The sequence below is a fragment of the Bacillus velezensis genome, assembly GCF_001461825.1.
In the GTDB taxonomy this organism is placed as follows: Bacteria; Bacillota; Bacilli; order Bacillales; family Bacillaceae; genus Bacillus; species Bacillus velezensis.
Genome location: NZ_LLZC01000012.1, coordinates 706019 through 729124, shown reverse-complemented (window position 1 = coordinate 729124; position 23106 = coordinate 706019). Strand labels below are relative to the sequence as shown.

Sequence of the window (23106 nt, the reverse complement as noted above, 5' to 3'; positions counted from 1 at the left end):
CCCCCTTTCGGCTTTATTCATTGACAGGCCCGCTGAAAACGACCATTAACACGATCAATCCCGAGATGACCATGCAGGCATAAGCGAGTGAAGAAACCGCTGCTTTTATCAGTTTGTTTTTCACTTTGTACCTGCTGACATAAATAGAGGCCACCGCAACAAACATTAATCCCATAGCACCAAGCGCAAACCACATTTTCATCAATGCCACACTCACGTTCGTGCCCCCCGTCCCATCATTGTAAGCGTTATATTTCATTTTAATATACAAATGTTGAAAAGATCAACAGGTTTTCCATCTATTGAAAAAACAAAAAAACTGAAGCAAAGAGGGGGACTTTGCTTCAGTCAAGTTGACTATATTCACCTGTACGTCTGAGATACACTCTCTTGGACTTCGATGCTATAGTATGCGTAGATGCGTACGTCTGCATCCTCTTCTGCCTAAATCAGCAAATGTTTTAAGCGATTTCAGCCGGAGAGTTCTGCGTTTTGGACTTTCGTCACTTCAGAATATGCTGACGGCATGTTATTGTCACTTCACCCGGTTTTCGAATGTGTTGACCAAGTCTTCCATCTCATGGGTTTTCACTCTGGCCATTAAGGATTCTACGGCCGTTTCTACCTTCTGCCCGTTAAATAATACTTGGTGAAGCGCCTCTGTGATCGGCATTTTCACTTGGTATTTTTGAGACAGCTGATACGCAGCTTTCGTCGTCCGCACGCCTTCAACAACCATCCCCATCTTATCCAGGACAGCTTCCAGCTTATATCCTTTGCCGAGCAGGTTGCCGGCGCGCCAGTTTCGGGAATGAACGCTTGTACACGTCACGATCAAATCGCCTACGCCGGTCAGGCCGGAAAAGGTGAGCGGATTTCCGCCCATCTTTGTGCCGAGTCTGGCGATTTCAGCAAGACCTCGGGTGATTAAGGCCGCTTTTGCATTATCTCCGTATCCCAATCCGTCTGTAATCCCCGCTGCAAGAGCGATGATATTCTTTAACGCTCCCCCTATTTCAACACCGATCATATCCGGATTGGTATAGACGCGGAAATGCTGGTTCATGAATAAATCCTGAACCGCTTCTGCAGCCTTGATATTTTTTGAAGATGATGTAACAGTCGTCGGGTGTCTTAATCCGACTTCCTCAGCGTGGCTCGGCCCTGAAAGCACGACGATGTCTTTTCTGTACTCCTCAGGCAGCTCCTCTTCCATTAATTCTGAAATACGGAGAAGCGAATCCGGCTCAATTCCCTTGCTGACATGAACAAAAATCGATTGTTTCGGGATGTACGGCAGAGCCTTTTTCAGCACTTCCCGAATGGCTTTTGTCGGAACTGCCACAATGATAAAGTCCGCTCCTTTTAAAGCCTCGTTTAAATCAGCTGTACCGATGATAGAACTTGATAGCTCCACCCCCGGCAGGTAATCTTTGTTTTCATGCAGGTCGTTGATTTGATCGATCAATTCGGCACGGTGTCCCCACATCATAACTTGATGTCCGTTATCAGCCAGCACTAAAGAAAGTGCAGTGCCCCAGCTTCCCGCTCCAAGCATTGCCACTTTTTTCATCTCTGTATCACACCTTTTTATTTTCTTGCTCTTGCAAATATTTTAATTGGCGTACCTTCAAATCCGAAAGCGTCCCGGATTCGGTTTTCTAAAAAGCGTTCATAAGAAAAATGCATCAGTTCCGGATCGTTGACAAAAACAACGAAGCTCGGCGGCTTAACAGCGACTTGAGTCGCATAATAAATTTTCAGACGGGAGCCGTTGTGCGTCGGAGTCGGATTCATGGCGACCGCATCCATGATGACATCATTTAAGACATTTGTCTGCACGCGGAGAGAGTGGTTTTCACTCGCTTTAATAATCGCAGGCATGAGTGTATGAATCCGCTTTGTCGTCAGTGCCGACATAAACAGCACCGGCGCATAATCAAGAAATTGGAAATGTTCCCGAATATTTTGTTCAAATTCTTTCATCGTGCGCTCGTCTTTATCAACGGCATCCCATTTGTTTACGATAATGACGACGGCTTTCCCGGCTTCATGGGCGTATCCGGCGATCCGCTTGTCCTGCTCAAGGATGCCTTCTTCTGCATTCAGCACAACCCCGACGACGTCTGAGCGGTCAATGGCTTTTAACGCCCGAAGCACACTGTATTTTTCTGTTGTTTCATATACTTTACCCTTTTTTCTCATTCCCGCCGTGTCAACGATTACAAATTCCTGCTGATTGTAGGTGAACGCCGTATCCACAGCGTCTCTAGTCGTTCCGGCTACGTTGCTCACGATAACCCGCTCTTCGCCGAGCATCGCATTGACAAGGGATGATTTTCCGACATTCGGGCGGCCGATCAGGCAGAATTGAACGACATCATCACTGTACTTCGTCTCCGGAATGTTTTTAAAATGCTCGGCACAAGCATCGAGCAAATCTCCCAATCCTAAACCGTGTGTGCCCGAAATCGGATACGGTTCTCCAAAGCCGAGCGCATAAAAGTCATAGATGTTCGCTCTCATTTCGGTATTATCTAATTTATTAACGGCTAATACGACCGGTTTTTTCGTCCGGTACAGTATTTTTGCCACTTCTTCATCCGCAGACGTCACACCTTCGCGGCCGTTCACCATAAAGATGATCACATCAGCCTCGTCCATGGCGATTTCAGCCTGCTGGCGGATCTGTGTCAGAAACGGTTCGTCTCCGATATCAATTCCGCCCGTATCAATCAGGTTAAAATCATAATTCAGCCATTCCGCCGAACTGTATATCCGGTCCCGCGTCACTCCGGGGGTATCTTCTACTATTGAAATTCTTTCACCCGCAATCCGGTTAAAGATTGTGGATTTTCCCACATTCGGTCTTCCGACAATGGCTACGACAGGTTTACCCATAGTACCCTTCCTTTCAATCCAGCCGCTTACATTTTCACAAAAAATTGTTCAACCGGTTATTAAAAATCATCTTCGCTATGAAAAGAACCCTTCAAACAGAAGGGCTTAACTCATTTATTATATCAGTTTTCACTGAGATCACAATGTATTCTTCAAAATGTTTCGCATTCATGTAACAGTCTTCGTCTGTTTTCAAGACATTTTTGTCGCTCCTTTGCCCTGCTTTTTGCTTTTTTGGCTGATGCGCGCCGCAAGCTGTTCATATGTAGTCAGTCCGACGAGAAGAATCACTCCCGCCGAACATCCTGAAAGCCATTGATAATCACCGACGGCTGCCGCACCCGCAATATTGCGGATGACCGCAGCATACAATAGTTCCCCCTGGCACATGCCGAGAACAAAAAGACAAAGCCTCTCAGGGAACCGCCCCTCAACGGAAAGCGTAATAACGGTAAGCAGTATAACCGCCGCCCATTCAGGTTTTATGATAAACCAAACAGGGTCATATAATGCAAAAAGAAAAATAAAGCCGTACGCCGCAGACGCCGTCAGATGAATCACAATATTACGGAGCCGTTTATGCATGCCGAGGCTTCCCGCATAAACAAATGCCGCAGTAAAAAACATGACATATGCCGCATTCAGCGTAAAATAAGCCGTAATCTGATGTATGCTTGCCATCATATTAGTCAAAATAAAGACTGATACGTAAAAACGGCTTTTCGTCTTGGCAAAAATAAAAGTCGCAAGTATCCATAAAAACCACATTGACCAGTAATAATAAAACGGTTCCATAATCGCTCCTCCTCTGATCAGTATGGAGCGGGAGCGCATTTTTTAAACCAATTATGCCTGAAAGGAGCGGATAAGGATGGGAAAAGACAGACAGGAGAAAAAACTGAAAGCCTCCCGACGAGTGGAATCTGATCGCGATGATTCGATTCACCATAAAGGAGCGACAAGCCTTGAGCAAAACGGGGAATTCCGAAAAAGAAAATCGTAAAAAACAGAAAAAGGCATGCGGGTCCGCATGCCTTTTAACGTCTGCTGAAACGGGATGTGTCAATTCCCCGTTCAGAAAGCCAGTGATGTGTGTCACCTTTTATGACCAAAGGCGCCTTTTGCAATTGGGCAACCGATTGGCATCCGAGGGCGGTCATAATCATTTTCAGCTCTTGCAAAAGCGCCGTCATCTCGTCAAACAGGCCCTCTTCTCCTTTAGAAGTGAGAGCTTTCAGGAAAGTGCCCGCCATTCCCGCGCTGGAAGCGCCGAGGGCAATCGATTTGGCGACATCCAGGGCGCTTTGCAGCCCGCCGGATGCGATAATTGATTGATCAGCGGAGAGCGAGTGGATTTCCGCTAAGCTTGCGGCAGTGGAAATTCCCCACGTATTAAAAAATTGAAGCGCCTTCTCTCTGCGCATATTTTCGATCTTAGAGAAATTTGTACCGCCGTATCCGCCGGCATCAACTGCTGCTGCGCCGGCATCAAATAACTGCCGTGCCGATTCCCTGCTCATTCCGAAGCCGACTTCTTTGACAAAAACGGGCACTCCCGCTTCCGCCGCAATCCGCTCAATACGGCCGAGAGCGCCAGTAAAGCTTCTGTCACCCTCTGGCATGACGATCTCCTGAATCACATTTAAATGAATCTGCAGGGCATCTGCTTGAATCATATCAACTGCCCTTTTCGCCTGCTCGGCATCCGCCTCGCTGCCTAAATTGGCAAATATCAGCCCGTCCGGATTCTCTTTTCTGACGATCTCGTAAGAATACCGTTCGGAGGGATCTTTTAAAGCTGACATTTGCGAACCGACAGCCAGCGGCATGCCGGCTTTGCGCGCGGCTCTTGCCAGCGATCTGTTAATTTCGTATGTAAGCTGTCCGCCGCCGCCTGTCATCGCATTGATAAAAATCGGCGAACTGCTTGTGAGTCCGCCGATTTTCGTTGAGATATCCACTTTTTCCAATGCTAGGTTCGGTAGGCTGACATGAACAAACGCAATATCATCAAGCCCTGTTTCCCGGTTTTGGCCGGTAGACAGCGCATGATTTATATGTTCTCTTTTTCGTTCTGCTCGTGTCACGTTTTATCACCAATTTATTTTAATTTATTAAGCTTGTCTCCGATTAAATCGCCAAGCTGGAAGCCGGTGCTCGGCTCTTCTTTCGCCTGGTATTGGCGGAAGTCCTCCTGATCGGCTTTCGGCGCTTCTTCAAGCTCACGCATGCTTAAGGAAATGCGCTCTTCGCTTTCGTTCACGTCAAGCACTTTCACTTTAACAGTCTGTCCTTCTTCAAGCACTTCATGCGGCGTTCCGATATGTTTATTGGAAATTTGCGAAATGTGCACAAGTCCTTCCACGCCCGGAAGAATTTCAACGAAGGCGCCGAAGCTTACAAGGCGCTGCACTTTTCCTTCAAGCACATCTCCCTGTTTTACCTTTTCGCCGATCTGGCTCCAAGGTCCCGGCAGCGTTTCTTTAATAGATAAAGAAATACGCTCGTTATCGCGGTCTACGGACAGTACTTTCACTTTTACGTCCTGACCTTCTTCCACCACGTCAGACGGTTTTTCGACGTGTGAATGAGACAGCTGCGAAATATGAACAAGCCCGTCAATTCCGCCGATGTCGACAAATGCGCCGAAATCAGTCAGACGCTGCACTTTTCCTTCAAGCACGCTTCCAACCTCAAGCGTTTGGAGAAAATCATGCTTTTTGGCTGTCTGTTCTTTTTCCACTACAGCCCGGTGTGACAGAATCACCCGGTTTTTATCACGGTCGAGTTCAACGACGATAAGAGAGAGGGTTTTCCCTTTATAGTCAGTGAAATCCTCGACGAAATGAGCTTCGACAAGTGATGCGGGAATGAAGCCGCGAACGCCGATATCAACGACGAGACCGCCTTTCACCACATCTTTCACTTCAGCTTCAAACACTTCTTTTGTGTCGAATTTTTTTTCAAGGTCTTCCCAAGCGCGGTCAGCATCAACGGCACGTTTAGATAAAATCAAAGCATCGTCTTCCACTTTTGTTACTTTCAGGTCAAGCTCATCGTCAACTTTTACGACATCCGATGCTTTCTCTACATGAAGACTTGATAATTCACTGATTGGAATGATTCCGGACTGTTTGACATTGACAATTTCGACATCTACATGCTTGTCCTCTACCTTTGTCACAATCCCTTTTACTACATCTCCAACCTCTGGCACTTGAACATCAATTTGATTCATTTCCTCTGTCATTTGAATAACCTCCTTGGTCCAAACCTACACAGCTTAATTAATACGGTTTGAAAGCTGAACATGTGAATGTCCGCTTTTCAGCCGAATATGTATTAAAGAATCATCCAAAAAAGATTTTGAATGATCAATAAAAAGTTTTATTAGTATTAACTTCTAATAAATGGACTGGTTTGTCAAGCAATAACATCTTGTCTTTCGAAAAAAATTATAAAGCGCTCCGCCCGGGCTTAACGTGATTTCTGATCGACGATCTCCAGAATTTTTCCTGCGACTTCGGCAATGCTTAGTGACGTCGTATCGATTTCAATCGCGTCTTCCGCTTTGCGCAGCGGGGAAACTTCCCTCTCTGAATCGAGTTTGTCGCGTCTGGCAATTTCTTCAATGAGCGTCTCGTAATTCACGTCATAGCCTTTTTTCTTATTCTCTTCATATCGGCGCTTCGCTCTTTCCTCTACGGACGCGAGCAGAAAAATTTTCACTTCGGCATCAGGCAGCACGTGAGTACCGATATCACGGCCGTCCATGACGACACCGCCTTTTTCTCCGAGCTGCTGCTGTCTTTTGACCATTTCTTCTCTGACGCCTTTATGCTTGGCGGCGATTGATACTTGGTTGCTGACTTCGTCTTTTCGGATTTCTTCTGTCACATCTTCTCCGTTTACCAGAACGATTTGTCCTTCCGGAGCGGATACAAGCTCAATTTCCGTATGCTTCAGCAGCTCTGTAAGCGCGGCTTCATCGGTTAAATCGGCATTCTGCTTGAGCGCCGTATATGTAATGGCACGATACATCGCTCCTGTATCAATGTACACATATGATTTTTTCTCAGCCACTATTTTAGCAACGGTGCTTTTTCCGGCAGCGGCCGGCCCGTCGATCGCAATTGATAATTTCTTGTCCATAATCTCTCTCCTTGCTCTTTACTCCTCTATGGATTGTATCATGAACTGCCGGAAAAGGGGCGAAAAAATTGAGCTGATTTACCGCTTTACCGTTTCAATCCATTCTTTTTTCTCCATTTTATCAACTCCCTCATATTTCACAGCTTTCGAAATATAAGGTTCAATAGGCTGATAATGAAGCAAAAACTGCACCGCGCCCAAAATGATAAGCTGAATGCAGACCAATTTGATCAGCAGACGTTCAAACGTTTTCATACACGCGCACCTCCATTAGGATTAGTATGGAAAAGTGCGCTGCTGTTTATTCCGACAGACTGTTTCTTCTCTGCTGCAGCTGCGCGCGCATACAATATTGGAGTAAAAGCTGCTGCGAAGCGGGAGCGATTTCTGCAAATTCAAGCGTCATTTTTTGTTTATCCGCCTTTTCATCATAAAAAATCCGCTGGATAACAGCCTCGGCAATAATATCCGCCGTATTTTCCTTGCCGGGAAGAGAAAATGAGACATACAGCTTTTCACCTGGTTCCGCGGAAATATGCTCAGGCATCACAACAGCGATTCCGCCGGCGCTGATATTAGAGGAAACCGTTTGGAAAGCGGTTTTTTTCGCTTCCATTTTGACGGATACATCCAATACTGCGTCTGCACGGACGTATCGGCGTCTTTGAATCCGCTTCATTTCCTCCTGAGGGGGGATGTCCAATCCGATCATCGGGATGGGGTCTTTTTTCTTTCCTTTGATTATGCTTTTAAATTGATACGGCACTTGGCCATTCCCCATAAATTCCGCTGTTATTTCCAATCCTTTATGCAAAAAGACCGTCCGTCCCGAATCCAGATCGACGGGATATGAGATGTGCAGTTCGCCGTTTTCAACGCTTACTGCTTTGCTCCTCGCTTTTTTGGGCTCATTGTTCTCTATGTATTCAATCCAAATATAATCTCCGACAGCTATCATGGGCCTTCACTCTTTCATTATTTATGCTTTTATTAAAGCATGTAACGAAAAAAAGGAAAAGACTTTTAGTCCTTTCCTCCTTTATTTTTATAGGTCTTTATATATAGGTTCTGCACTTTTTAACTTTTCTATTTTTTCCTCTTTTCCATCGTCCGCATTGATGAACATTTGATACGTGTCTTTTCCGATCGTCCCGAGCATTTCGTAGCAAAGCACTTCCTGACCGAGTTCATTTGTGATCAGCGCCTGCCGGGTCTCCCGCACTTCAACATTTTTATTCAGCTTCGCTTTCGCTTCATCAGCTGACAAAGCGGGAGCCGGAATCGTTCTCGTGCGGTGCGCCGCCAGGTAATCACGCGCGGAAAAACCGACGACTTCACCATCATCCAGCGCCACTTTCATTCGGATGGCTTCCGGATAAATGCGGACATTTTTCTCCACGGGGATAAAAGAAAAGACGCCGATGTTATTATATTGCGCGCTTTCATCAATTTCGAGGCCTTTTGTTTCATATCCATTTTTCTTTAAAAACGCGACGGCCCGGTTAGATGCTTCATTGAGGCTGATCTTTTGTTTCTTCACGGCCCGTTTTTGAATCAAATAGACCGGATGTCCGCCTTTTTGGGTAATATCCATATAGATAAAAGACTTGTTGTCGGCGTCTTTCATGCGGATGCTGTATACGTCCCGATTCGTCTTCCTGCCGCTTTTGACCACTTTAATTGAATAATTATGATCAGGCGCAAACCGTTGTGCGATTTTGACCGCTTCTTTTTCCGTAATTTGTTTTCCTTTCAGATGCGTAAAACCTTTTCGTTCTGTATTTGCTCCCGTAAATGTGGGGCTGATGCTGTCTTCAGAAAAAGCGCCTACATTTTTTTCGACTGTTTTAAAGCTGTCGACGATCGTATTATCGCTTTGTTTTTTGTCAGAAGCGAGCGCCATCTCAACATCCATCCACCGTAAATTTTTGCTCATGACGAGATGCTGAACGCTGCGGAGCTGGTTTTGAATGTTCTCCGCCTGTTTGTACAGGCTGTTCAGCGTTGTATATTCTTTCTTATCAAGCGGTTTTTGGTCTAAATCCCGGACGGATGTTTTATAGCTGAAATCTCCTATGTTGGATAAAAACTCCTCCGTCTTATTAAAAGGCATGAGAGTCAGCGGCAGCTGGCTCACATTGTTATGAGCTTCAGATGTTATTCTCCATACATCAATGAGCGCCGGAGACAGAGATTTTTTACTGTTCATCGCAAGCGTCGTCCCGATTTTGTCGTGAAGCTGATCTACATGGTACGTCAATTCATGAAAAGCCCTCTGATAATTATTTTCCGCATGCAGAAGGACCGCATCTTTTTCCTGATGCTCTTTATATCCCCAATATCCGGTTGCGGCGATCGCGACACCGAGAACAGCGATAATGATTCCTCTAATCATGTTAACACCTCATTTTGCGTACTTTTACTCACAGAAAATGTGTTTTCCGATTCTTTTTATCTGCGGACGTCCCCAAATCCATTTGCTTGTCGCCGTATCAGGATTAAAATAATAAATCGCGTTTTCAGAAGGGTCCCAGCCGTTGATCGCATCAAGAACCGCTTCTTTTGCTCTTTCATTCGGCTGCATATATATTTGGCCGTCGGCAACAGCGGTAAACGCGAGCGGTTCGAAAATGACGCCGGCCACCGTATTCGGAAATAACGGGCTTTTAATACGGTTTAAAATAACCGCGGCGATGGCAACCTGCCCTTCAAACGGCTCACCGCGCGCTTCCCCGTACACAGCCTGTGCCAAAAGATTGATGTCGTTGTTTGAGAAACCGCCAGGCATATTGGCCGCTGTCGTATTTTGCTTTTGATTTGACTGGCCGCCTGTATTGTTTTGCGGCTTTTGAGCAGGCTTATTCGTTCCCGCCGGCTTCTGCGTTCCGGCTCTCGGTTTTGTTTGGTTTTCCAATGGGACGTTGCCATAATGAGTGAACGTATTCCCTTTTTGGATCTGCTCCATTACATATTCACGGTAATATTTTGATTTTGAAATCAGCACCTGTTTGGTTTTCGCGCCGACGAGGCCGTCAACCGGCTTCATGCCGAATTTCTCCTGAAAATTTCTCACGGCCCAGTATGTGGTCCAGCCGTAAACACCATCGATTTTCCCGTTATAAAATCCGTTATATTGAAGACGGGCCTGCAATTCTATAACATCATCACCCGTCGCGCCTCTTTGAATCACTTGATTTGAAAACGCATGAACCGTTTCATGATGATCGAAGAAAGCGGCGGCGAAAGAAAATAGAATGAGACATGCCATAAAGGCTCCTTTGCACTTCATCTCTTCAAGCCTCCTACTGCAAAATTTAAAGTGTACCCGTATTGTCTGTCACGAGGTTATTTTTATGCACGTTTCCTTCTTATCCCCTGTCAAGGCATAAAAAAGAAACCGCACGCGACGCGCGGTTTCTTCACACTTGGATCATATTGACGGAGCGTGCTTTTTTTGCCTTTCGCAGCCCGAACCACCATAAAAACAGCATAAACGGCAGCATATAATATACCCAATGATTGAGGGCGGTAAGAATAAAATCGTAAGAACCGTGCAGACATGAAGGCACGGCCAGCGAAATCACAAGCCATTTGACACGGGCTTTTTTCTGCGAAAAGCGGGCTTTTCCGAGATAAAATCCCATAATCACTCCGATCAGCGCATGGCAGGAGACCGGCAGAAGCGCCCTGATGAAAGCATGCTCAACGCCGTGGCCGAATAGATACAGAATATTTTCAAGCGTGGCAAATCCTAAAGACACACTGGCCCCGTAAACGATTCCGTCATAATGCTCATCAAAATGAGCATGCGGATACACACTGATCATCAGAACGAACCATTTCACCGATTCTTCCAGAAATCCCGAAGACAAAAACGAAACGAAAAAGCTTCCTCCCCCCACATGCTCTTTTTCAAGAACATATTGGATAAACATGGTCGGAAACACAAGGACAACCCCGAGAAAAAAAGACCTCAGCACCATATGTACGGGTTCATTGTCATACTGATCTTTTAAATAAAAATAGCTTAACAGCGCAATGCCGGGAGCAATTCCTGCAGAGATGATTGCAAACATCAGGCAACCTCTTTCCTTTATATTCCTATATCTATGGTACCATGTTGTTCATATTTTTACATCTTTCAATTTTTTTAAAAAAGAGCATATGAATGATCATATGCTCTCTCTACCCAGCCGTTTTGATATTTCGTTTGCGATCAAGCCGCCGTGAAAACGGCCGTTCTCGATAAAAATTTCATTGGCGTTATTTCCAGCCGCAATGACTCCGGCGATAAAAACACCGTCAACATTTGTTTCCATCGTTTCTTCCCGGAAAAACGGCCGGCCTGATTCAGCATCAATCCGCACACCGATTTTTTCGAGGAAACCGTGATCGGGATGGTATCCCGTCATGGCAAATACGAAATCGTTTTTCAGCCGGACCGTCTCATTTCGGCCGGAGCGGAAAATGATTTCATCTTCCGTCACTTCTTCAAGACAAGCGCCGAATTCCATCCGGATTGTGCCGTTTCTGACAAGGGCCTCAAACTCAGGCAGAATCCACGGCTTGATGCTCGGGGAGTACTCATGTCCTCTGTAGAGCACAGTGACGCGCGCACCGGACTTCACCAGTTCCAAAGCCGCGTCAACACTTGAGTTTTTCCCGCCGATCACAGCAACATCTTTATCAAAATAAGGATGGCCTTCTTTAAAGTAATGAAATACCTTAGGAAGCCCTTCACCCGGGATGTTCATATAATTCGGATGATCATAATATCCTGTCGCAATGATACAAAACGGAGTGAGGTAGCGGTCTTTTGATGTTTCTACAAGAAAACGGCCGTCTTCCTGTTTCGTTACGCGCTCCACTGTTTCAAAGGCGTTTACGCGCAGCTCTTTTCTTCTGACGACCTCTCTGTAGTAAGAGAGAGCCTGTATTCGGACCGGTTTTCTGTTTTCCGTAATAAAGGCAACATCGCCGATCTCCAATTTTTCACTTGAACTGAAAAAAGTTTGGTGGGTCGGATAGTTATAAATGCTGTTTACGACATTCCCTTTTTCGATCACAAGCGCGTTCACGCCAATTTGCTTCAGATGTATAGCCGCCGATAATCCGCAAGGACCTCCGCCTATTATAATTGCTTTTTCTTCTGTCATGTCCTTCAACTCCTGCGATTGGCATTTCCATCATAAGTTTCCACTCATATAAAAAATCTCCTATATTATCATAGGAGATTTTTTTTGTTTATGCAAACGATTGGTTTATATCCAGCCTCTGAAACGCGAAGCCTCAGCCATTTTCCGCACGCCGACCATGTAAGCCGCAAGCCTCATGTCAATCCGGCGGTTTTGGGACATTTCATAAATATTATTAAACGATTTTATCATCATATTTTCCAGTTTTTCCTCGACTTCTTCTTCACTCCAGTAGAAGCCTTGGTTGTTTTGAACCCATTCGAAATAAGAAACCGTTACACCGCCGGCGCTCGCCAGAACATCGGGAACCAGCAGCGTTCCTTTGTCTGTCAGGATTTTCGTTCCTTCCAGTGTCGTCGGTCCGTTTGCCGCTTCTACAACGATTTTCGCTTTGATGCGGTCAGCGTTTTCTTCTGTAATTTGGTTTTCGATCGCCGCCGGGACAAGTATATCACAGTCCAGCTCAAGCAGCTCCTGATTCGTAATGGTGTCATTGAAAAGCTTCGTCACCGTTCCGAAGCTGTCTCTGCGGTCAAGCAGATAATCAATATCAAGACCGTCCGGATCGTAAAGGCCTCCGTACGCGTCAGAAATTCCGACAACTTTCGCGCCGGCGTCATGCATAAACTTGGCCAGATAGCTGCCCGCATTTCCGAAACCTTGTACGACGACGCGCGCGTTCTGAATATCGAGACCTTTTTTCTTGGCCGCTTCTTTTATACAGATGGTAACGCCTTTTGCCGTAGCTGATTCCCTGCCGTGGGACCCGCCGAGTACAAGCGGTTTTCCCGTAATAAAGCCGGGTGAGTTAAATTCATCAATTCTTGAATATTCATCCATCATCCAAGCCATAATCTGCGAGTTTGTAAATACGTCAGGTGCCGGGACGTCTTTAGTCGGTCCGACAATCTGACTGATTGCTCTGACATATCCCCTGCTCAGCCTTTCAAGCTCTCTGAATGACATATTTCTCGGATCACAAACAATTCCGCCTTTACCACCGCCATAAGGAAGATCAATAATTCCGCATTTTAAACTCATCCAGATGGAAAGTGCTTTCACCTCTTTTTCAGTTACATTCGGGTGAAAACGAATGCCGCCTTTTGTCGGACCTACGGAATCATTGTGCTGCGCACGATAGCCTGTAAATATTTTCACAGACCCGTCATCCATCCGAACAGGAATTTTAACCGTTAATAATCTGAGCGGCTCTTTCAGCAGTTCATACACTTCTTCTGGATACCCCAATTTTTCCAGAGCTTTATGTATTACGGTTTGGGTTGATTTTAATACATCATGTTTGTCTTCTTCATTATGACCGGTGAATCGATCGGCTGCCATTTGAGTTAACCTCCTAAAATCTTCTGTTTCTCTCATGCTCCCTTTCAGTGACTAGTATACACCTTCAATATCTCCGTGCATAGAAGAAAGACAATGATTTTTCCATTATTTCGCTTAAAAAAAGACGGCCGCTGAAAACAGCTGCCGTTTCAAATCTTTTTTATGAAAAATGTTTCTGGATGGTCTCCACAGCATTGCCGTCCATGATGAGTTTTCCGTACTCATGGAGTCTGTAAATCGTAATCGTCGCCGGGTGTCCGTATTCAGCCAGCACCGCGATGACGCCTTCGGCGGAACGGGAGCCGAGGTCTTCAAGGCTTACATAGTATTGGTTCTCATAGTGGTAGACGGTGCCGCCGGTAATCCCGATTCGGTGAAGGCTTCCGGCAAGCTGAATGATATCTTCAAACGAATGGAACTGATAAATAATATCCGGGCTTTCGTCAAGTTTGACCTGCATCTCGATATAATCATCGTCATATTCGTCATATTCGTCATCTTCTGCGTCCGCGTCATGATTTTTCGTTACAATCACAACCATGCCTTGTGCCTGAAGAGAATATACTTCCACCGCGATCGGACCATTCGCTTCAAAGCCGAGCTCTGTATTTGCTTCATTCATCATATCTTTAAATAACTGGTGGACTTTAAACGAGTCCTTCCAGAGGTCTTCTTTTGTCAGTCCCCGATCAGTCAAATCGTCGAGGGTTAAAAAGATTTTAATCTTATTATAGTTCAGACGCTCAAGCCGCATAATGTTCCCTCCTGCCTCTTCTTGCACACAAATCATATAACACAGTATATGAATAAATGAGTCATAGGTTCTTAATTTGTTATCAGTTTACACCGTGTACAGCGGGAAGACAAGCAGAATGCCGTTTTTTATCACCGCGGCCGGGTTTGTTTCAGGAAGACGGCTCATCCGGTCCGCACAGCGTAATCATATGCGTCTCCGGTTTCGCCCCGAGCCTCAGCGGAACTTTTGTCGTCCCGTAGCCGTTGCTGATCAGGTAATGCGCTTTTTTTACCGTTCCCGTCCCGCCCAATTCGTACGGCCCGAACCGGCCGAAACGGATTTGGCCGCCATGCGTATGGCCGCTGAACACAGCGTCAATCCCGTCTGACTCCCTCATCTGCTCATGGATGTCCGGGTTATGGCAAAGCAGGAGGTTTACTTTGTCAGCATCCGTATATCTGATTGCAGATTCGTAATCATCCATCATCATCCTGATATCATCCACCCCGCAGATCGTAACGGTTTCCCCTTTATAAGCAAACTGAACCGATTCATTTCTCAGCGGGATCACTTTATATGCCCGTAAAAGAGAGAGCAGTTTTTGCTGGCTGACCTCGTAATCGTTATTTCCCCACACATACATGACAGGCGCAAGAGCCGTCAGACGTTTGATGTTTTCTTCAATTCTGGCGTAAGGAACTCCGCCCTCCGCCAAATCACCGCCGAGCAAAACGGCATCCGGCTTATGAACTGCCGCTTCGCGGAGAAGCTTTTCATCAATTAAACGGCGGTGCACGTCAGATATAAAGAAGATGGTGAGCGGCTTCATCCCCTTCATTTTATCAAGCGTAAATGTATGTGTTTTCAGATGGCTGCCGTTTGCCGTTTTGTACATAACGGCCGCCATAACCGCAGCCGCTCCCGCCAATGAGCCGAGAATTCCCGCTGTAAGCTTCATAAACGCACTCTCCATTCTGTCATTGTCTTATATTAGACGGACAAACAAAAAAAGACGTTTCTATCCTTTCCGGAAAACGCCTCATTTTATTTGCTTTCAAAATAAAGATTGATATCATACCGATGTTTCATCAAGTGAAAAACAGATTCTCTCGCCCTCCATTTTTCAGGCTGGGGCCATAAATCCGTGCTTTTTTGGATAATTTCACATCTCAGTTTATGAAATTCACCCTCAGCTTTTTCTTCCTTTTTTTTAAAATAATAAGAAGTGCAATACGCAAAAGCGGAAGCCATAATCCAGCACAAGTAAACCGTATGGCCTAATATTTCCTGCAGAATCAGCTGCGGAGAGGCTTGGGGGGCATTAAAGCTTTTAAACATCAGCAGTATGCACATCAGGGAAAAACAAACGAGGGACGCCCACTGCCATCTTCGGCATTGTGCGGCATAATTTTCGTATTTTAATTTCCGTTTCACCAGCGCCTGAAGCATTTGTTTCGTCGGTCCGTCAGCAAATCGGTCTAATTGCTTCCATAAAGAATCCATGCGCTTCACACCTTGTCCGTTTTCATTGGTACACTATATGAAAAACACGGTGAAAACATGCATTTATTTTAATCAGACAGCGGAATGTTCAGAACCTGGCCGGTGTACACGTCGTTTCCGTTTAATCCGTTGTAGCTGCGGATTTTTTCTTCGCCCGCCCGGCTTTTATAATATTTCATTGAAATGCGGTAAAGCGTTTCTTTCGGCTGTACAGTATGCTGTACGGTCCGCACTTTTTTCGGGACAGTCCCGGCTTGATCACTCGCGGAAGCCGGAGCCGCTTTTTCACGGACAGCCGGCGGAGACTGCTGTTTTGTCTCCGCGTATTCGGTGTCTGTCGGCTTTACTTGTTTTTCTGAGGGCGTTTCCGTTTTTTCAGGTGTTTTTTCACTTGGTTTTTCTTTCGTTTTTTCAGATGCAGCCGCTTCTTTCTTATCTTTGTCGTCAGACTTTTTTTTCTGTTGTTCTAAAAGAGCGGTTTCTGACGTTTCTTTCTGAGCGCCTTTCGGAATAACGGCAGGCGCGCTTTCACTGTGGTCTATGAAGACATCTTCATAGTCCTTCGGGTCAAATCTGCTGCTGTTCGTCATATAAAGAAGACCGAAAAAGACACCGATTGTTACGATAATGAACAGGACGGTCAGAAAAGTGAACAGCGGCGTTTTTGTTTTGGTTTTTTCCTTTACCTGCTCTTCCTTTTTTTTACGCTCCTCTTTTACAGATTGTCTTGTCGGGAGGCTGTCTTCAAGATATTCAATTTGTTCATCCGCGGCCGCGGCAACCTGCTGCTCGGCACGCAGCTGAGCTTTTCTTCTTTCAACTCTTGACATTTCCGTCATGCAAACCCCTCCTAACATATTGAAAACGGATCTGACAGGCAAATACCGCATCAATAATAAAATGCGCTGTAACCGGAACGAATAAATTGCCGGTCCATTCATAGATAAGCCCCAGCAAAAGACTGATGCCCGCAACCATCATAAACAGAAGCCACTTCGCCAAGTATCTGAAATGAAGCACGGTAAAAATGAAGCTGGCGGCCCATAAGCCGATATGTGTCTGCAGAACACCTCTGAACAAAATCTCTTCGCTGAACGAAATGAGAAGCGTCAAAAACAAAATGTGCAAAACCGGCCTGTTCTTAAAAAGCAATACATTAATGCCGCCGTCATCATATAAATGCGAAGGACACCATTTCATCACCGCAAGATCGGCAAAAATGACAAGGACGGCAAGAGTTACACCGTACCATATGATATTATCGTCACGTATATGCCACAGCTTTAAAAAATCGTGAATGTCGGTGAAAAAGAAAAAGCCAATAACAGCTGAAACCGCCAATATGAGCAATTGGGTGGCATACAGCTGCATCACAATCTCCCGGTCTGAGAGCTGCCGGATCAATTCGCTTTGCCGTCTCAGCTGAACTCACCCGCAGACTCTGAACCGAAAATCCGGCCTAATTCCAGCTTCCAATCTTCAAACCGTTCCATGTTTTTACGTTCTCCTTTTTGCTCGTACGGAGCCAGATCAAGTCCGCAGCTGCTGCAGCATTGTCCGGTTTGACCATCAGGCTCATACGGTTCATCAAAATAAGACAGCAGCGCTTCTCTTATACATTCTTTCCGCTCTAATAACGCCGAAAAACGATTCATTTTACGCAGCTTTTTTTCCACGCGGTATGTCAGTTCTTCCTGCAGCTGCTCTTTTGTGGTTTTTCCTTGCAGATACAGATGGACGGCCGTTCGCGCCTGTGTTTCCTGGACGCCCTTATTGATCAGAACGTCCCGAAGCTTTCGCTCATCACCCGTACCGGCATCCCGTATGACGGCCAGAATGGCTTCCAGGTCATAATCAGACAGGCTTTCTGTCTGAATAATCTGCTGCTGAAGCTCGGTATCGCCGGGCGCCCTCAGCAAAATACTGACACTCGGGCTGCCGTCGCGTCCCGCTCTGCCGATTTCCTGCATAAAGGCCTCGGCCGTTTGGGGAGGATAAAAGTGAATGACAAAGCGGATATCTGACTTATCCACACCCATGCCGAACGCATTGGTGCAGCAGATGCAATCAAGCTGGTTATGGATAAATTGCTGCTGGATCAAGATTCTGTCCCCTGTATCCATTCCGCCGTGATAATAATCCGTCCGCTTTCCCGTTTTTTCATTCAGCTCAGCCGCAAGCTCTTCCGCCCATTTTCTGGTCGGACAATATATGATACCCGGGCCTTCAAGCTTTTCGGCAAGCTCCGTGAGCCTGCTTATTTTCTCGGCATTATCCGCCAAATGTTCTGCCGCCAGGAGAATATTCGGCCGGTTGACTGAATAAAGATGACGCACCGCATGCTCAAGGCCGAGCACATCCGTCACGTCTCTGAGCGTTTCTTTTGTCGCTGTTGCGGTCAGCGCCAATACAGGCGGCTTTCCGAGTGCCTGCCTGAAAGGTCCGAGCTTCGAATAATCAGGCCTGAAATCATGTCCCCATTCTGATATGCAATGAGCCTCATCAATAACAAATAAACTGACCGGGACATTTTTCAAACGGTTCAGCACATAAGGTGAAGAAAGGGCTTCAGGAGACATATAGAGAAATTTATACCGGCTGATGTTGCTGAGGATAAAATGCCGCTCTGCGGAATTCAGCATGCTGTTTAATGCCGCAACCCGCTTTTCCCCTTTCGCTTTCAGCTGCTGCACCTGATCTTCCATTAATGAAAGAAGCGGTGAAATAATCAGCACCAGCCCGTCCATCATGTAACCCGGGAGCTGATAGCATAATGATTTTCCCCCGCCGGTCGGAAGCATGGCGATCGTATCTTTTTTTTGGAGCACGCTAGTCATAATCTCTTCCTGCCCTTTTTTAAAGGAATGCAAACCAAAATACCTGGATAAAGCTTTATGCAGCTCAGTCATGCTGATTCACCGTCTTTGCCAGCGCCAGCCTGATCTGAAAATAGCTGAAGCGCATCTGCATTCCTTCGCGAATCCGTTTAATTTTATTCGTTTGATGCTGTTTTGCAAATGCCGTTATCATACGCTGTTCCTCTTCAGAAAGATACTGTTCTATAAAAAATGCAGGCTGGTGCAATGATATTTCTACGATATGATCTTCGATTGTGGCGGTTTTTAAATTTCTGACCGCGGCGATCCGTTCAATCGGAAACCCTTTTTCCAACAGCTCAAAGGTTTTTCTGGCAGACTGTGTCAGCGCGCTTTCCGCCTGCAGATCGGACAGCAGCTCGCGCAGAGCGGGATATGCACATTGCGGAAGCGATTGAATAACATAATGTACCGCTCCCCAAAACTGGACGGACACATACCATTCATCTTCGTTCAGCTGGAGAGCGAGCTGCTTATTCGTTTTGCCGATTCTGTTGAATGAAGTTAAAGAATAGACAAAAATAAGCGCCTGCCGTTCACTTACGCCTTGCAGAAGCTGAAACAGCGCGTCATGCATTTGGACGGAAAGCTCTTTAGCATCTCTGTTTTTCCGCATGAACCGTTTGACCCATCTCAGCGTCTGCACATCGTTGGTAACCGGGATATATTGACTGCATTGATGCTCTTTGTTTGACAGGACTTGAATGAGCAGGGAAAGCCGCCTCCACAGGGTGCCAGCAGGCGTTTGATAATTCGCGCCGTGGCAGTGCTTCGGCCAAGGCCGCTCGGCAAACGCCCGTTCAAGCTTTTGAACGCCGCGCGCAGTCACTTTCCACGTCCCCTCTTCTTTTCCGGCTGTGATGTATGAGCTCTCGGTGAGTTTATGCAAAGAAGCAGCAATATCGCCGCGTTCACACTGTGAAGCCATGCCGAAATATTTAGCGATCTGAAATAAGCCGGCATCCTGAATGGTTTGAGACGACTTTTTTCCTTTTAATAAATGAAACACAGCACTCGGAGTCCGTTCGCCGTCTATTTTGTCCAGACAGTCGAGAACCACGGTATCAAAGAAGTTTATCGCCAATCTAAACACACCTACATTTCTTCTGTGACAAGTTTCGTTTTTTGGTTCTTTTTATTTTAACAGATTTTCATATAAATTTGACGTTTAAAGTCATCTTTTAGGGGGAAGTGCTAAAGAGAATCCCTTATGTGATAAGCATTCTCAATCATTTTTCTGTTGAAATTTGACACTAACATCATTACAATAAGTAAGAGGAATAGGTGTTATATTTAAAAATATATAAGGTAAACCATTTGTTCCAACACGAACAATCTGGGAGGTTTTATTCATGGCAAAGTACACAATTGTAGATAAAGATACGTGTATTGCATGCGGCGCCTGCGGAGCTGCGGCACCAGACATTTATGATTATGATGATGAAGGCATTGCGTTCGTTACGCTTGACGAAAATAAAGGCGTCGTCGAAGTTCCGGAAGTTCTGGAAGAAGATATGATTGACGCATTTGAAGGATGCCCTACTGATTCAATCAAAGTTGCGGATGAACCGTTCGAAGGCGACCCGCTGAAATACGAATAAAAAAGCCCTCTCCGTGAGAGGAGCTTTTTCGTCCTGAATAAGACTCCGGCTGTTATCGGCCGGAGTCTTATTTTTTGCGATCAGCACAAACAAAAAAGCGTCCGGCTGTTTTCACAGAGCGGACGCTTTCAGTCTTTATTGTGTTTGGATGCTGCGTTTTTGTTCAATCCAAGGTTTCAGCTTCGTAAAGATGAACGTAAAGACGATGGTGATGATAATGCCTTTTACAATGTTAAACGGCAGAATTCCTGCGACAACCGCCGTTTTTAACTGGCTGTTTGACAGTGCCGGTGAATGTAAAAACCAAGTATACGCGGGCAGGATAAGAATATAGTTCAAAATACTCATCAGCACGGTCATCGCCGCGGTTCCGGCCAGAAGGCTCACCGCAAGACCTTTTGCAGAATTGAGCTTTTTAAACATAAACGCCGTCGGCAGAATAAACAGCGTTCCCGCGATAAAATTGGCTGCCTGCCCGACAGGCACGCCGGCCATGCTTCCTTGAATGATATACTGCAGAATATTTTTAATCGCTTCAACCGCAATCCCCGCCGCAGGCCCGTATACCAAAATGGCGATAATTGCAGGAACGTCACTGAAATCAATTTTCAAGTAATCCGGCAGACCCGGAAACGGGAAATTTAACAGCATAAGCACAAAAGCAATACTGCTAAGCATACTGATGACAACTAATTTTTTTACTTTCACAATGCTCTCTCCTTTTCGATCAAATCTCTCGAAAAGAGGAAAGGTTCTTTTGCGCCCCAATAAAAAAACCGCTTTTGTTAAAAAGCGGGAGCTTACTAAGGCTTGGCAAAGAAACGTTTGATATAAGCATCAAAACGTCTGCTGAACCTCCATCTTCTCCCATCCAGACTATACTGTCGGCTCCGGAATCTCACCGGATCCTGCCGCCGAAGCAGCTCGCGGGCTTAGAGCATGATGCTCATCACCGCCGGTAGGGAATTTCACCCTGCCCCGAAGATTGATCTTATGAATTTATTCACATTATATATGATCAAATTGCAATTGTATAGAGAACTGCTCAAATTTAAATAAAATATTGGGGAAGCCCGATTTTCAGCTGATTCTGCGGTGTCCTTTTCTCCTTTACTGCGTCACTACACATTGACACTCTATTGAGAATATGATAAATTATCAGATATTTAGTCAGCTAAACTAGGAGGAAATCTAACAATGTTTCGAGTTTTGGTCTCAGATAAGATGAGCAATGACGGCTTAAAGCCGCTGATGGAATCAGACTTTATAGAAATTGTTCAAAAAAACGTCGCGGATGCAGAAGATGAATTACATACCTTTGATGCCCTGTTAGTCCGCAGTGCCACGAAAGTAACCGAAGAATTGTTTAAAAAAATGACCTCTTTAAAAATCGTCGGCAGAGCCGGTGTCGGGGTAGACAACATCGACATTGATGAGGCCACAAAACATGGGGTTATCGTGATAAACGCGCCGAATGGAAACACCATTTCAACGGCAGAGCATACATTCGCGATGATTTCTTCATTAATGAGACACATTCCGCAAGCCAATATCTCAGTAAAATCAAGAGAATGGAACCGGACGGCTTTTGTCGGGGCGGAGCTCTACGGAAAGACTTTAGGCATTGTCGGTCTGGGCCGGATCGGAAGCGAGATTGCCCAGCGCGCCAGAGCGTTCGGTATGACGGTTCATGTATTCGATCCTTTCTTAACCGAAGAGAGAGCCGGCAAAATCGGCGTAAACAGCCGGACATTCGAAGAAGTGCTTGAAAGCGCGGATATCATTACCGTCCACACGCCTTTAACAAAGGAAACAAAAGGACTGCTTAACAGAGAAACCATTGCCAAAACAAAAAAAGGCGTCCGCCTTATCAACTGCGCAAGAGGCGGCATTATTGATGAAGCTGCGCTTTTGGAAGCGCTGGAAAGCGGCCATGTCGCAGGCGCTGCCCTTGACGTGTTTGAAGTGGAACCGCCAGTTGAATCAAAGCTTCCCGACCATCCGCTGGTGATCGCCACACCTCACTTAGGCGCTTCAACGAAAGAAGCACAGCTGAATGTCGCGGCACAGGTTTCTGAAGAAGTGCTGCAGTTTGCAAAAGGTCTGCCTGTCATGTCAGCGATCAATCTGCCTGCGATGACGAAAGATGAATTCAAAAAAATCCAGCCTTATCACCAAATTGCCGATAAAATCGGAAGTCTCGTGTCACAATGTATGAAGGAACCCGTCAAAGATGTTGCGATTCAATATGAAGGCACCATCGCCAAACTTGAAACATCATTTATTACAAAAAGCCTGCTGTCCGGTTTCTTAAAACCGCGTGTAGACTCAACGGTCAATGAAGTGAACGCCGGCGGTGTAGCAAAAGAACGCGGAATCAGCTTCAGCGAGAAGATTTCCTCCAATGAATCAGGATATGATAACTGCATCAGCGTAAAAGTAACCGGAGACCGGAGCACATTTACGTTAACGGCTACGTATATCCCTCACTTCGGTGAACGAATCGTTGAACTGAACGGCTTTAATATTGACTTAAATCCTGCCGGCCACCTCGTTTATATCCAGCACCAGGATACGACTGGTGTAATCGGACGCGTCGGACGCATCCTCGGCGATAACGATATCAATATCGCTACCATGCAGGTAGGCCGTAAAGAAAAAGGCGGAGAAGCCATTATGATGCTTTCTTTTGATAAACATTTAGATGATAAAGTCGTCAATGAGCTGACTTCAGTTCAGGATATTGTTTCCGTTAAACTGATTGACCTTCCGTAACCAACAAAAAACCCAAAACATTCATA

The 23106-nt window shown here is 45.8% G+C and carries 25 protein-coding genes and 1 riboswitch; of the genes, 3 read left to right on the top strand and 22 right to left on the bottom strand.

Features of this window, described 5'->3' with window-relative positions; all coding sequences use genetic code 11:
* Positions 1-13: 13 nt before the first annotated feature.
* The 4 genes from AR442_RS07670 to AR442_RS07655 form a co-directional block, all read right to left on the bottom strand.
* The gene (locus AR442_RS07670) at positions 14-217 is read right to left on the bottom strand and encodes a DUF2768 domain-containing protein (protein ID WP_003153435.1); all 204 of its coding nucleotides are present in this window, start codon (positions 215-217) and stop codon (positions 14-16) included.
* A gap of 318 nt (positions 218-535) precedes the next feature.
* Positions 536-1573 carry an NAD(P)H-dependent glycerol-3-phosphate dehydrogenase gene (locus AR442_RS07665; RefSeq protein ID WP_029973642.1) on the bottom strand — a complete coding sequence of 346 codons (1038 nt, stop codon included), beginning with the start codon at positions 1571-1573 and terminating at the stop codon, positions 536-538.
* 17 nt (positions 1574-1590) lie between these two features.
* Positions 1591-2901 (bottom strand): ribosome biogenesis GTPase Der, encoded by a 1311-nt coding sequence (der, locus tag AR442_RS07660; protein ID WP_003153433.1) that lies wholly within the window; start codon positions 2899-2901, stop codon positions 1591-1593.
* Positions 2902-3093: 192 nt separating this feature from the next.
* Positions 3094-3696 (bottom strand): YphA family membrane protein, encoded by a 603-nt coding sequence (locus AR442_RS07655; protein ID WP_014418265.1) that lies wholly within the window; start codon positions 3694-3696, stop codon positions 3094-3096.
* A gap of 76 nt (positions 3697-3772) precedes the next feature.
* Between AR442_RS07655 and AR442_RS19890 the strand changes: the two genes are divergently transcribed.
* Positions 3773-3904, top strand: coding sequence for a YpzI family protein (locus tag AR442_RS19890; RefSeq protein WP_003153429.1), 132 nt, complete (start codon positions 3773-3775; stop codon positions 3902-3904).
* A gap of 34 nt (positions 3905-3938) precedes the next feature.
* On the opposite strand, the gene fni is transcribed toward AR442_RS19890, so the two are convergent.
* The 17 genes from fni to AR442_RS07575 form a co-directional block, all read right to left on the bottom strand.
* The gene (gene fni / locus AR442_RS07650; protein ID WP_053284899.1) at positions 3939-4988 is read right to left on the bottom strand and encodes a type 2 isopentenyl-diphosphate Delta-isomerase; all 1050 of its coding nucleotides are present in this window, start codon (positions 4986-4988) and stop codon (positions 3939-3941) included.
* 14 nt (positions 4989-5002) lie between these two features.
* A complete protein-coding gene (gene rpsA / locus AR442_RS07645; RefSeq protein ID WP_003153426.1) occupies positions 5003-6151 on the bottom strand; it encodes a 30S ribosomal protein S1 in 1149 nt (382 codons plus the stop codon).
* A gap of 227 nt (positions 6152-6378) precedes the next feature.
* Positions 6379-7053, bottom strand: a complete 675-nt coding sequence (gene cmk / locus AR442_RS07640; RefSeq protein WP_014418267.1) for a (d)CMP kinase — start codon at positions 7051-7053, stop codon at positions 6379-6381.
* Between the two features lie 78 nt (positions 7054-7131).
* On the bottom strand, positions 7132-7308 hold the full coding sequence (locus AR442_RS20460) for a YpfB family protein (protein WP_014418268.1): 177 nt from the start codon (positions 7306-7308) through the stop codon (positions 7132-7134).
* A gap of 46 nt (positions 7309-7354) precedes the next feature.
* Positions 7355-8011: a flagellar brake protein gene (locus AR442_RS07635; protein ID WP_014418269.1), complete on the bottom strand. Its 657-nt coding sequence runs from the start codon at positions 8009-8011 to the stop codon at positions 7355-7357.
* Between the two features lie 87 nt (positions 8012-8098).
* Positions 8099-9448: a germination protein YpeB gene (gene ypeB, locus AR442_RS07630; protein ID WP_007409448.1), complete on the bottom strand. Its 1350-nt coding sequence runs from the start codon at positions 9446-9448 to the stop codon at positions 8099-8101.
* Between the two features lie 24 nt (positions 9449-9472).
* Positions 9473-10342: a spore cortex-lytic enzyme gene (gene sleB, locus AR442_RS07625; RefSeq protein ID WP_007409447.1), complete on the bottom strand. Its 870-nt coding sequence runs from the start codon at positions 10340-10342 to the stop codon at positions 9473-9475.
* Positions 10343-10472: 130 nt separating this feature from the next.
* Positions 10473-11129 (bottom strand): glutamic-type intramembrane protease PrsW, encoded by a 657-nt coding sequence (gene prsW, locus AR442_RS07620; protein ID WP_003153415.1) that lies wholly within the window; start codon positions 11127-11129, stop codon positions 10473-10475.
* Between the two features lie 96 nt (positions 11130-11225).
* Complete coding sequence (locus AR442_RS07615) at positions 11226-12209, bottom strand: YpdA family putative bacillithiol disulfide reductase (protein ID WP_014418270.1); 984 nt, start codon at positions 12207-12209, stop codon at positions 11226-11228.
* Between the two features lie 105 nt (positions 12210-12314).
* Positions 12315-13589, bottom strand: a complete 1275-nt coding sequence (gene gudB, locus AR442_RS07610; RefSeq protein WP_003153413.1) for an NAD-specific glutamate dehydrogenase — start codon at positions 13587-13589, stop codon at positions 12315-12317.
* Between the two features lie 160 nt (positions 13590-13749).
* On the bottom strand, positions 13750-14343 hold the full coding sequence (locus AR442_RS07605) for a genetic competence negative regulator (RefSeq protein WP_053284900.1): 594 nt from the start codon (positions 14341-14343) through the stop codon (positions 13750-13752).
* A gap of 151 nt (positions 14344-14494) precedes the next feature.
* Entirely contained in the window at positions 14495-15283 is a 789-nt protein-coding gene (locus tag AR442_RS07600; RefSeq protein ID WP_022553024.1) for a metallophosphoesterase, read from the bottom strand.
* A gap of 86 nt (positions 15284-15369) precedes the next feature.
* A complete protein-coding gene (locus AR442_RS07595; RefSeq protein ID WP_007409443.1) occupies positions 15370-15828 on the bottom strand; it encodes a YpbF family protein in 459 nt (152 codons plus the stop codon).
* A 68-nt stretch (positions 15829-15896) separates the two neighbouring features.
* Entirely contained in the window at positions 15897-16667 is a 771-nt protein-coding gene (locus AR442_RS07590) for a LysM peptidoglycan-binding domain-containing protein (protein WP_014418272.1), read from the bottom strand.
* The gene (locus AR442_RS07585) at positions 16645-17232 is read right to left on the bottom strand and encodes a CPBP family intramembrane glutamic endopeptidase (protein ID WP_007409441.1); all 588 of its coding nucleotides are present in this window, start codon (positions 17230-17232) and stop codon (positions 16645-16647) included. The genes AR442_RS07590 and AR442_RS07585 overlap by 23 nt, the downstream gene beginning before the upstream one ends.
* Positions 17233-17246: 14 nt before the next feature.
* Positions 17247-18737, bottom strand: a complete 1491-nt coding sequence (locus tag AR442_RS07580; RefSeq protein WP_014418273.1) for a RecQ family ATP-dependent DNA helicase — start codon at positions 18735-18737, stop codon at positions 17247-17249.
* Positions 18730-19788 carry a YpbB family protein gene (locus AR442_RS07575; RefSeq protein ID WP_014418274.1) on the bottom strand — a complete coding sequence of 353 codons (1059 nt, stop codon included), beginning with the start codon at positions 19786-19788 and terminating at the stop codon, positions 18730-18732. The genes AR442_RS07580 and AR442_RS07575 overlap by 8 nt, the downstream gene beginning before the upstream one ends.
* Positions 19789-20056: 268 nt before the next feature.
* On the opposite strand from AR442_RS07575, the gene AR442_RS07570 reads away from it, so the two are divergent.
* Positions 20057-20305 (top strand): ferredoxin, encoded by a 249-nt coding sequence (locus tag AR442_RS07570; protein ID WP_003153403.1) that lies wholly within the window; start codon positions 20057-20059, stop codon positions 20303-20305.
* 135 nt (positions 20306-20440) lie between these two features.
* Here the strand turns inward: AR442_RS07570 and AR442_RS07565 are convergent, their stop codons facing one another.
* The gene (locus tag AR442_RS07565) at positions 20441-21013 is read right to left on the bottom strand and encodes a riboflavin transporter FmnP (protein ID WP_003153402.1); all 573 of its coding nucleotides are present in this window, start codon (positions 21011-21013) and stop codon (positions 20441-20443) included.
* 147 nt (positions 21014-21160) lie between these two features.
* A riboswitch (FMN riboswitch) is annotated at positions 21161-21295 on the bottom strand.
* Positions 21296-21502: 207 nt separating this feature from the next.
* Here AR442_RS07565 and serA point away from each other — a divergent pair.
* On the top strand, positions 21503-23080 hold the full coding sequence (gene serA, locus AR442_RS07560; protein ID WP_003153401.1) for a phosphoglycerate dehydrogenase: 1578 nt from the start codon (positions 21503-21505) through the stop codon (positions 23078-23080).
* Positions 23081-23106 lie beyond the last annotated feature (26 nt).